The sequence below is a fragment of the Chitinophaga sp. 22620 genome, assembly GCF_052044405.1.
GTDB lineage: Bacteria > Bacteroidota > Bacteroidia > Chitinophagales > Chitinophagaceae > Chitinophaga.
This window is the reverse complement of record NZ_JBQEMV010000001.1, coordinates 1,561,186-1,572,147: the sequence shown is the minus strand read 5'-3', so window position 1 is coordinate 1,572,147 and position 10,962 is coordinate 1,561,186. Positions and strand designations below refer to the sequence as shown.

General features: G+C 51.6%; 7 protein-coding genes. 4 read left to right on the top strand and 3 right to left on the bottom strand.

Annotation, left to right across the window (positions count from 1 at the left end):
- Positions 1-21 precede the first annotated feature (21 nt).
- The 4 genes from ACTJIK_RS06650 to ACTJIK_RS06635 all read left to right on the top strand — a co-directional run bounded on the left by ACTJIK_RS06650 (position 22) and on the right by ACTJIK_RS06635 (position 6,337).
- Complete coding sequence (locus ACTJIK_RS06650; RefSeq protein ID WP_440645574.1) at positions 22-1,950, top strand: RagB/SusD family nutrient uptake outer membrane protein; 1,929 nt, start codon at positions 22-24, stop codon at positions 1,948-1,950.
- 35 nt (positions 1,951-1,985) lie between these two features.
- A complete protein-coding gene (locus tag ACTJIK_RS06645) occupies positions 1,986-2,918 on the top strand; it encodes a DUF5017 domain-containing protein (RefSeq protein WP_440645573.1) in 933 nt (310 codons plus the stop codon).
- A complete protein-coding gene (locus tag ACTJIK_RS06640; protein WP_440645572.1) occupies positions 2,897-4,975 on the top strand; it encodes an FG-GAP repeat domain-containing protein in 2,079 nt (692 codons plus the stop codon). Before ACTJIK_RS06645 ends, ACTJIK_RS06640 begins: the two co-directional genes overlap by 22 nt.
- Before the next feature lie 123 nt (positions 4,976-5,098).
- The gene (locus ACTJIK_RS06635; protein ID WP_440645571.1) at positions 5,099-6,337 is read left to right on the top strand and encodes a sialidase family protein; all 1,239 of its coding nucleotides are present in this window, start codon (positions 5,099-5,101) and stop codon (positions 6,335-6,337) included.
- A gap of 84 nt (positions 6,338-6,421) precedes the next feature.
- On the opposite strand, the gene ACTJIK_RS06630 is transcribed toward ACTJIK_RS06635, so the two are convergent.
- The 3 genes from ACTJIK_RS06630 to ACTJIK_RS06620 all read right to left on the bottom strand — a co-directional run bounded on the left by ACTJIK_RS06630 (position 6,422) and on the right by ACTJIK_RS06620 (position 10,962).
- Positions 6,422-7,342 (bottom strand): alpha/beta hydrolase, encoded by a 921-nt coding sequence (locus ACTJIK_RS06630; RefSeq protein ID WP_440645570.1) that lies wholly within the window; start codon positions 7,340-7,342, stop codon positions 6,422-6,424.
- 95 nt (positions 7,343-7,437) lie between these two features.
- The gene (locus tag ACTJIK_RS06625) at positions 7,438-9,159 is read right to left on the bottom strand and encodes an IlvD/Edd family dehydratase (RefSeq protein ID WP_440645569.1); all 1,722 of its coding nucleotides are present in this window, start codon (positions 9,157-9,159) and stop codon (positions 7,438-7,440) included.
- An 18-nt stretch (positions 9,160-9,177) separates the two neighbouring features.
- Positions 9,178-10,962 (bottom strand): RagB/SusD family nutrient uptake outer membrane protein, encoded by a 1,785-nt coding sequence (locus tag ACTJIK_RS06620; RefSeq protein WP_440645568.1) that lies wholly within the window; start codon positions 10,960-10,962, stop codon positions 9,178-9,180.

The following is a 10,962-nucleotide window of genomic DNA, read 5'->3' as shown; positions in this document are numbered from 1 at the left end:
GGTGAACAAAAGCATACTGCTATGATTAAAAAATTCCTGATCCTGACAATAGTTGCCGCTGCATCGGTTTCATCGCTCCCTTCCTGTAAAAATCTCCTGGAAACGGAACCAACAGATTTTATAAGCCCGGATAAATTCTTTTCCAGCAAGGAAAATTTAAAAGCTGCCCTGAACGGGGTATACAGCATACTTAAAAACAACGCGCTGTATGGAGACAACTACCAGCACCTGATAACGGCTACCACCGACGAACTGGTCTATGCCACTTCCGGCAATGTGCCAAAAATACCCTGGTATAATGCCACCTCGGCCGATGCGCAGGTGGCAAGTGTATGGGCCACGCTCTACACCGGCATCGACCGGGCGAACGTGGTACTGGCTCATCTGAATTCACCGGCAGGCATTACAGAGGCGGAAAAAAGACATATCGAAGGAGAAGCTATATTCCTGAGAGCTTATTATTACTTCATGCTTACGCAATGGTATGGAGACGTGCCTTTGAGGATCCAGGCCACCCAGTCACCCGGCGAGACCAATACGCCTTTTACCGCTTCAAAAGCGGTGTACGATTGGGTGATCGATGAAATGATCACTGCCGAGGGTTTGCTCCATGATCAGAAAGCGACTGCATTCGATTATACAGAAAGAGTGACGCAGACAGCCGTTCAGGCAGTGTTGGCGCGGGTATGCCTGTATGCCGCCGGCGAGCCGGTAAACGACAGCAGGCGATACGCGGATGCCGCAAAATGGGCCCGTGAGGTCATCAATTCAGGGTTGCATCAACTGAACCCGGATTATGCGCAGGTGTTCAAGCTGCAATGTAAAGACCTGTATGACGCCGCCTATAAAGAAAGTATATGGGAAGTGGGGTTCAATGTGAATTCGGCCACGCCTGAACAAAGCTCTCCCGGCCAGGTACGCGTTGGCATACCCACGTCCAGCGATGTTGCCGGCAAAAATGACGGCAGGCTCTTTGTTTACCCGCGCCTGTACCGTACCTACGAATCTTTTGCCTTTACCACGGCCACCAATGCGGCCTCAGATGCCTCGCCCGACCAGCGGCGTGACTGGTGTGTTGCCCCTTTCAAATATTCCGGGGGAGACGCAACGACACCGCCTGCAGAGAACGCTGTTGCTTATAACCTGTATTACACGCGCTATCCCGGAAAATGGAGAAGAAGTGAAGAAAACGAGCCGCGCATTGCAACCCAAAGTCCGACCAACTACCCTATCGTCCGTTATGCAGACGTATTGCTGATGCTGGCCGAAGCAGAAAATGAACTGAACGGTCACCCCACGCCTGAAGCCATCGACCTGGTTAACCAGGTAAGGGGCAGGACTTACGGAAAGCTTAACGGAAGCAGGATAATTACCGGTATAGAAGTGACCAACCAGGGAACGGGGTATGCCACAGCGCCAGCGGTGACCATTACAGGCGAAGGCGGCACGGGAGCAACGGCCCTTGCTGTAATTTCAGGCGGGAGCGTGACCGGTATCAGGGTAACGAATCCCGGCAAGGGATACCCCGCCAGTACAACGGTAACCATTGCCGGCGCAGGCGGGGCATCAGCAAGGGTAATTTTAAATGGAGACGGAGCGCTGGGCGCTGAACAAACCGCCAGTAAGGAAGCATTCTTAAAGGCCATCCAGGATGAGCGCCTGATGGAACTGAATGGTGAATTTTTACGGAAGCAGGATCTGAAGCGCTGGGGAATCCTGCAATCGACCATCAAACAAATGGGCACCGAGGTGGCAGCCGGCAGCAGCGACCTGAAGCCGGACGGCACGCCGGTTGTGCCTGCGGCCAAAACGCCATTCGCACCTTCAAATGTAACCGTAACCCACTATACCAATCCCGCAAACAATATTTCAGACAAAGATTACAGGCTGGCCATCCCGCAAAAGGAACTGTTGTATAACGACCAGGCTAAACAGAACTCAGGTTATTAACCGGATATTCATTGATGAAATTTAATGACGACGTTATGAAAAAAATAATATTTGTATTATCCGTTTCAGGCTTATTTCTCGCAGCTTGTTCGGAGAAAGAGATACAGGCGCCAGATGATTTCGAGGTGGCTGTAACAACAACAAAATACAAACTGGGAGACAGCGTTCAGTTTAACTTATCGGGAGCGCCGGACAACATTACCTTCTATTCCGGTGAGCCGGGGCATGAGTATGATAAACGGGATTTCTTCTCGTCTGACGAAGGCACGCTGACCTTGCAATTTAACAGTCAGACCCGCGCGGGCGCAACATTACCCAGGAATATCTCTGTATTGATCTCCACTGATTTCAACGGTGAATACAACGAACAGGATGTAAAGGCCGCCAAATGGACGGACATCACCGGCAGGGCGGTAATGCCTGCCAATACCGCATCCAACGCCGATGTAGTGTCGGGAGAGATCAACCTGGATGATCTGAAAGTGAAGGACAGGCCGATGTACGTGGCTTTCAGGTATGTTTCAGAAGACGCTGCGGGTACCGCACAACGGTATTGGAATATGGGCCGGATGTTCCTGGTCAATAAAGTCCCCGGTAATGGTGATTTTGAAATTACCTCCACCATCGAAAAGGGATTATTCCAGGTGGTTGAATTCCAGGGCGCGGACAATAAATGGACCATCAACACAGGAACGGCTTCCTCTCACAGGCTGATCCATACAGCCAACGCCATCAATACGGAGGCTGACGACGATTGGGTTATCAGCCGGGGATTCCAGGTGTTTCAAACCTTCGGGCATAAAAAGAACGCGGTGAATGTGAAATCCATCACAGGCGGCACACCTTCAACTTTCTCCTGGCTATATTCAACTCCCGGCACTTATAAAGCAACCTTTATAGCACTAAATGCAGATAAAGACGTACAAAAAGAAGTAATTAAAGAAGTATGGGTTACAGTAGAACAATGATCGCCAGGGCGCATCTTATTTTCACCATAGCATTGGCTGCTGCTGTGAATATCCAGGCCCAGAATGCAGCTCCCAAACCATTTGTGTTCGGGCACAACAGGGATGTTCCTCTGGCGGCCTCCGTAATAGGCGCCTCCGATTTTCTTTTTATGGATTGGGATGGCGACGGCGACAACGATATGATGACCACAAGCGGCGGCTCCATCAAGCTTATTGAAAATATCGGCAGCAAAAAGAAACCGAGGTTCAACAACGTATTTATACATAACCAGGCCGTGCTTAAGGATGCGCGCGTAGGCAGGTTCTTTTCCCTGATCAGGTATTCAGGCGTAAAGGCTCAGCAAGGCTGGCCGTCTTTTATTGCATTCGAACGCCATAACCAGGTGAGCGATTCAGGAAAAAAACAGCTCACGCTTCATATGTTTATTCCTGTACGGCAACAAGGCAAAACAATATGGAAGGTGATGCAGGCATATGACCAAAATGGCAAGCCTGTCCAGGACTTCCTGGATTGCTGGGTGAGCCCGACGATAGATATAGCCGATCTGAACGGCGACGGTAAGGAAGATCTCATTGTTGGCAGCTCACATCCCCGGGCAGCCCAGCCTTCATTAAAATTTGCCGCCGGTTATAACAACCCGCAGGAATCGTGGAACCCTTATGCCAGCCGTCTCTATATCATGTACAACAGGTCCACCCCAGACAGTCTCATCTTCGGCAGCCCGCTTCTGATAGAGGCTGACGGCTCGCCGGTTTCAGCATTGGGCTTCCCCTACCCCATTGCATTTGATAAGGATAAAGACGGGTTGACGGACCTGGTGGTAGGCCAGCATAAACCTGGCCTGATGTATTTCCGGAATGCGGGAACAAAAACACAGCCCAGGTTCACCTATGCCGGGCTGATTGCTGATGAGCATAAAAAACCTGTATCAAGCATCCTGGCGATCCACCCGCGCTTTGCGGACCTCGATGGAGACGGCCGCCAGGAGCTGTTTGCAAGCACCTATTTCGGCTGCGTGGATAATATACTTCAGTTTAAACCAAAGAATGGCGGCTGGGCAGAGCAGGGACCATTGATGATGGCCAGCGACAGCAATACCCCGCTGATGCCGCAAGGCATTGGAACGATAGAACCTATCGACTGGGATGGAGATGGCGACACAGACCTGGTGGTTGGTTCCGAACCGGCTGCGCCAAAAGTGATCATCAATAAAGGGAGCAATGCAAAGCCGGTTTGGGAAGTGCCAGAACCTTTGAAATTTACAGACGGCAGCAAGCTGGAATATTATAGTATCGACTACGGGCTTGGTTCAGTATGGGGCCCAATGGAATGGTATATGGAGCGCGTGCTCCCCCGGTTGGCAGACTGGGACGGAGACGGTATCCGGGATATGCTGACGGGCTCTATGGGCTTAAGGCAATTGTTCCTGAAAGGGCGGATGATCAAAGGAGAGCTTCGTTTTGAAAAGCCGGCAGCATTTAAAGTGGAAGGAAAGCCGCTGGCCGCCGGTCAGCGGGTGCAACCGGCGGTGCTGGACCTCAATGCAGACGGACACCCTGACCTGATCGCGCTGGATGATCAAAATATACTTAAAAGCTGGCCGGGTAAAGGAACAGATGAACTGGGCCAGCCACAGGCATTTCTCGGACATGACGGAAAACCTCTTCAGATCAAAACCCGCATTCTTGATATCGGTCATGGCCGCAGTTCTTTTACAATGGCCGACTGGGACCTGGATGGCAAGCCCGATCTCCTGGTATATTATGCCTTTGACCGCAAACGCGGCGGGATCTTCTATTACAGGGCATCAGACAAACCGATGCAATTTGAAAAGCCTGTGAAACTATCAAAACTGCTCTCTTTCCATAATGGCGGTATCGCCCTGTCTGATTGGGATGGCGACGGATACCTGGATATATTCACCGGTGGTGACGGCGGCCACCTCGGCAAATCCGCTGTACCAAGGGGCAAGCTCTTCCTGCTTTCCGGGAAAGAGCTGCCTGTGCCACCCGCCGTTCGCCGATCAGGAACTATGACGGTGAAGATATCGCGGTGATCTAAGGGTAATGCAGGCAGGAAGACTGAAGAAGAAAACGTTTACAAGACATCCCGGATAAAAGTGCGGCCTTGAAAACAGTAAGAACAAAATCAAGGATAATCATTTATAAACCTCCCCGATATGAAAAAAACCAATTTTCTCAGCATGGAAACATCTCTGCGCAATAAGGTTGCACTGGTGTTTTCATTCATCTTGTTAACTGCGGCAGCCTGCAAAAAAACAAGCCTGCCGCAAGACGCGTCTACGTCGAAGGAAAGGGCGGAATCCCTGGCATCCGCTACAGGCGACTTTTCCATAATGGCCTTCAATGAGCCGATAAAATTATTTGACGGAGGCAGCGGCGTTTATCACTCCTATCGCATCCCATCGATCATCAGGACAAAAAAAGGTACTTTGATCGCGTTTTGCGAAGGTCGGGTGAACAACAACCGGGACTATGGAAACATCAACCTGATCTGCAGAAGATCGGAAACCAATGGCAGTGGCTGGGGTCCGGAGATCCTGGTAAAAAGCAGCGGCGGTACCTGGGGCAATCCTACCGCGGTTGTCAATCAAAGCGACGGGAAGATATGGTTGTTCATGTCCTATAACGACGCCGGTTTGAGCCAGACCGGTGAAAATGGAACAACGAAGATCACCCAGCCTGGTCAGCGAAAGACTTTCGTTTGTTACAGCACCTATAACCAGGATGGAACCGCATGGTCCAATCCTGTTGACATTACCAGCATCGTTAAACCCGCAAACATGGTATGGGATGCGGTTGGCCCGGGAATTGGCATCCAGAAAAGGTTCGGGAGCACGGCAGGCCGGCTGATCATCCCGGCCATCAACCGGAATATATATAGCGACGACGATGGAAACACATGGCAATATAGCTCCCTGTCGGGCGGCACATCCGAAGGCACCATAGTAGAACGGCTGAGTGGCGTGCTGATGAGGAACGACCGTGGCGTTGGCTCCACTGAATTATACCGCTACAAATCCGTTGGCGGGATCGGCACCGGCTGGGATGACTTTGAAAAAGTTACCGCTTTGCCGGACCCGCATTGCCAGGGTTCTATCTTAAGGTATACTGATTCCCCCAGCAGGATACTTTTCATGAATTCAGCAAGCCAAACCACGAGAACCGCGATGAGAATAAGGATATCCAATGATGAAGGTGTTACCTGGCCAACCAGCAAGGCCATTCCCCAGAATGGTACGGGAAATGCAAAGCTGGGAGGCTATAGCAGCCTGGTAAAAACGGCGGATAACCTGATCGGCGCACTGATCGAATTCAATGAAAACACATCAGACAGCGACAATAGCCACCGCAGCATCTATTTCCATAAATTTAACCTGGCCTGGATCAACGAATGATCTGCCGGTGAAAGAATTCATACTTAAAAGGAACAGGCGTGAAGATCTTCACGCCTGTTCCATGTTACCCTATACCAGGCATTATTACGGCTGCTTCGAACTGCCAGTATCAGTGGCAGCCGGCGTTCCATTTTCCGTATAAACATATTTTTGGAAACTTGAAATATCGACGGGTTTGAAGAGCAACTGTGAAAACATATACAAACCGTTCTTCCAGACCTTAAAATCATGCCCTCCTGGTTCGATGTAATAAATATGCGGAACATTCTTTTCCGCCAGGTAATCATGCGTGCGCTTGCTGAAAGTTATCAACCGGTCGCTTTCCCCGCAGGATATCCAGAGCAATTTGAGCTTATTTTTTGCGGCCTCCGGATCGGGCAGCAGCTCTTCCGGTCTTTTGGTGTTGGGCGCGGAAGAAAAGCCTCCCACCCAGGAAAATTTATCCAGGTTACCTAATCCGAAATTCAGGGCCTGCCCGCCTCCCATGGACAGTCCGGCTATTGCCCTGTGCTCCCTGTCTGTCAGCACAGGATATTTCTTCTCAATGAAAGGTATCAGATCGTTCAAAAGGTCTTTCTCGAACGTTGCGAATGCCTGTACCTTATCCGGGGCCATGATATCGCCGCCGGCCCGGTCATCTTTCATCGCCCTTCCATTGGGCAATACGACGATCATGGGCGTTATTTTACCTTCCGCGTACAGGTTGTCCAGGATCAGCTGCGGCCGGCCCCCGTTCAGCCATTCCTTTTCATCGCCCCCAATTCCATGAAGAAGGTATAGAACCGGGTATTTCTTCTTTCCGGAAAATCCCGGGGGTGTATAGATCAACGCTTTTCTTTGCGTGCCAACTGTTGCAGATGCATAGCTGACCGTATCGATCTTACCGTGAGGGATGTCCGCACGCAGGATATCAAAACCATCCGGCGCCTGCTTTACAACGTTTTGCGAAAAAGCGGGAGCGGTAAATGACCAGAGAAAAAATGAGGCAAACAGTAATTGTTTCATCCGTAATAATTGATTTTTACTTCGTTCAAATTTGTTCCGTTAATGGGCCCGGTGAATGTTCCGCATTTCAAATGCCGGGAAAATTTTCCATGGCATCAGTGCAGATCCCTGGTGACCTTGCTGCCGGATCCTCCACGGAGAATGCTAAGGTCAGCACCCAGATGCGCCTGCTGTACATAATCGATGTAAAATTTTACATAACCCCTGTCCGCCATTGGTTCGGGCGCTTTCCAGAGAGCGCGCCGCCTGGCCTCTTCTTCAGCTGATATATCCAGGTGCAGCCTGCGGTTTCCAACGTCCAGCTCGATCATATCCCCGTCTTGCACCAATGCAAGCAGCCCGCCCACCGACGATTCCGGCGATACATGCAGGATCACCGTTCCTCCCGCCGTGCCGCTCATCCTGCCATCCGATATCCGGATCATATCTCTTACTCCTTTTTTCAAAAGCTTTTCCGGCAGGTCTACATTCCCCACCTCCGGCATGCCGGGATAGCCGACAGGACCGGCTCCTTTCAGCACAATTATACTACGTTCATCGATATCCAATTGTTCGTCATCAATGCGGGCATGATAGTCTTCGATCGTTTCGAACACTACCGCCCGCCCGCGGTGTTTCATCAGGGGCTCCGTTGCCGCTGAAGGCTTTATAATTGCTCCGTCCACACACAGGTTCCCTCTCAGCACGGCGATTCCCGCATTTTCTTTAAACGGCTTATCAACCGCACTGATAACATCCTGGTTGTAACAAACGGACTGGCTATTGTTCTCGCCGATCTTTTTCCCGTTAACCGTAATTGCATCGTTGTGGAGAAACTGCTTCAATTCCCGGATCACTACAGGCAGTCCGCCCGCATAATAAAAATCCTCCATTAAATAGTCGCCGGATGGTTTAAGATTGACCAACATCGGTATGTTGCTGCCGATCCGGTCAAAATCGTCCAGCGTAAGGTTGATGCCAATACGCCCGGCGATCGCTATCAGATGAATGACGAAGTTGGTAGAGCCGCCGATAGCGGAGTTCACAACGATGGCATTTTCAAAGGCTTCCCTGGTGAGGATCGCCGATAATTTGAGATCCTCTCTGACCATCTCTACGATCCGCCTCCCGGAAAGCTGTGCAAGTACTTTCTTGCGGGAGTCAACGGCGGGTATAGCTGCGGCGCCGGGAAGCGTCAGCCCCAGCGCTTCCGCCATGCAGGCCATCGTTGAGGCCGTGCCCATCGTCATACAATGCCCCTGGCTGCGGGCTGCGCCTATCTCAGCCTCTAATATATCAGCTTCGGTATAATTTTCAGACAGTATTTTCTCCTTTACCATCCAGTTGAAGGAGCCGCTTCCGATGCATTCGCCCCTGAACCGCCCGTTGAGCATCGGGCCACCGGGAACTACCAGGGTAGGAAGGTCTACGCTGCATGCTCCCATTATGGTTGAAGGCGTGGTTTTGTCGCAGCCCGTCAACAGCACAACACCGTCCAGGGGATTTGCCCGTATGCTTTCTTCCGTGTCCATGCTGGCCAGGTTCCGGAAAAGCATGGTAGTCGGGCGCATGATCGTTTCACCCAGCGATGTTACCGGGAATTCAAGGGGAAAACCTCCCGCTTCGATCACCCCGCGCTTGACAATCTCCGCGAAATCACGCAGGTGCCCGTTACAGGGCGTCAGCTCGCTCCAGGTGTTGCAAATACCGATCACAGGTTTCCCCCTGAAGTAATCATCCGGGTAACCCTGGTTTCGCAACCATGACCGGTGAACAAACCCCATCTTATCATTTTTCCCAAACCAGTCAAAACTTCTCGTTTTTCCATTCTCCACCATAAGATAATTTATTTCTGATCAGTTGCCATACCAGGGATTCTGTGGAAATGCGGGACCTTCGGTCACCAGGTCTATCTGTTGCTGGGGAATGGGCCTCAGCATATGCCCCGGCGCGACGCCGGCGGCAGCCTCCGTGTTGTACTTCTTAACCCTGTCCACAAGCGTCTTCGTACGGGAGAGATCGTACCACCTGCAGGATTCGCCATATAGTTCCCTGGTACGCTCGTCGAGAATAAAGTCCAGCGTCACCTGCGCGGGCGTAATGGTCTGTGCGGCCACTGCGGCGGCATATTCACCGGGCGTTTGCCCGGGTTTCATCGCGGCCCTTATTCTTAGTGCATTCAACATATCGGCGGCCTGTTGCAGCGTTCCGCCTCCTTTCAGCGCCGCTTCGGCGGCTATCAGGTACACTTCCGAAAACCGGAACAGGATATACGGCCTGTCGGAATAATCGTTCATATCGGCTCTTGTGGAATCGTCCCATTTACGCAAAGAGGGATAAAGCAGGCTGGTATAAGGCACGGTGGCGCCGGCGAGGTGTTCCGGCTCAAAGATAATTCCCTTGAAAGCAGCCCTTTCGGCCGGCGTCACCACCCTGTCCGCCATCCTGATAGCCGTATCCACTCCATTGATAAGGGTGCCCCTCGGCGTAGCCGCGCCCGTGGTGCCCTTTACAGAACCGGGCACGCTGTTGGACAGCCAGATCGTCTGGAAGGTGCCGTCGTACCGGGAATCAGTAGCCCTGTTGGCAAAAGCCACATCCAGCAGGTACCGCATATTCGGTCTTACTCTTTGCCAGGGGCGGCCATTCTGAACATCCCTCACACAAACATAAGCCCCCCCTGCGGCGGGATAATTGGCGTTTACGGTAGGATAATTCGGACGGAAAAAGAAGTTGGATTTGTTTTCCTTCAGGTTGGAAGCGCCTGTACCGGTTTGGGAATTTTCCCCGAACTTCAGGTCTTTCGTGTGGTCTACAACCATGATGGTCTCGATTCCATATTCATTGCCTTCCAGGAAACCCTGGGCAAAAATGGGCCAAAGGCCGAGGCCGTAAGTACCTTTATTGTCAATAATGTTTTTGGCTGTATTAAAGGCGTTGGTGAAGTCGCTTGCGGTGGCCGCGGCAGACCATCCACGCCACAAATAGGTCTTTGCCAGCAGGTAAAGGGCCGTGGCCTTATACGCAGGTTTGCCTAACCCGGCTGCAGGCTGGTCGGGCAGCACAGCAGCAACATCCTGGAGGTCCTTTATGATCGCATCGTATACTTCGGCGATCGGCGCCCGGGCGTCTGAAGCCTCAACGGCGGTACTGAAAGTAAGATGCAAAGGAACGTCGCCATAGGTTGTTACCAGGTAGAAATAACAAAACGCCCGGAGAAATTTGGCCTGGGCCAGCAGTTGCGCTTTTTTACCCTCATCCATTTGGGCGCCGGGGCCAAATTGAAGAATGCCGTTTGCTGTGTTGATGTTGATGTACATGGAATTCCAAAAGCCGGCGTAGTCATTGGTGTTGCTTTTCATCAGGGATGAGTAGGTGAAATTATGCTGCACATCGGCCGCGCCGCCCCTGATCATCTCGTCTGTACCGCCATTGAAAAGCTGCGTAAAGATCTGTGTGCCCCAGTGACCGCGGAAGGACGAGTATATGCCGGCAATTCCTCCCTCTAACCCCTCTGCCGTTTTGAAATATTCAGGATCAATCGTTGCGCGGGGCTGCTCTTCCAGCACTTTCATGCAACCCGCTCCGGCTGTCAGTAATACAACTGCCAGCAGCTGTACCATCTTTATATGTAGTTTCAT

What these genes read in the sequence shown, in the direction of transcription:
- ACTJIK_RS06645 (WP_440645573.1), top strand. Translation starts at nt 1,986, where the DNA reads ATGAAAAAAATAATATTTGTATTATCCGTTTCAGGCTTATTTCTCGCA.
- ACTJIK_RS06650 (WP_440645574.1), top strand. Translation starts at nt 22, where the DNA reads ATGATTAAAAAATTCCTGATCCTGACAATAGTTGCCGCTGCATCGGTT.
- ACTJIK_RS06625 (WP_440645569.1), bottom strand. Translation starts at nt 9,159, where the DNA reads ATGGTGGAGAATGGAAAAACGAGAAGTTTTGACTGGTTTGGGAAAAAT.
- ACTJIK_RS06640 (WP_440645572.1), top strand. Translation starts at nt 2,897, where the DNA reads ATGGGTTACAGTAGAACAATGATCGCCAGGGCGCATCTTATTTTCACC.
- ACTJIK_RS06630 (WP_440645570.1), bottom strand. Translation starts at nt 7,342, where the DNA reads ATGAAACAATTACTGTTTGCCTCATTTTTTCTCTGGTCATTTACCGCT.
- ACTJIK_RS06620 (WP_440645568.1), bottom strand. Translation starts at nt 10,962, where the DNA reads ATGAAACTACATATAAAGATGGTACAGCTGCTGGCAGTTGTATTACTG.
- ACTJIK_RS06635 (WP_440645571.1), top strand. Translation starts at nt 5,099, where the DNA reads ATGAAAAAAACCAATTTTCTCAGCATGGAAACATCTCTGCGCAATAAG.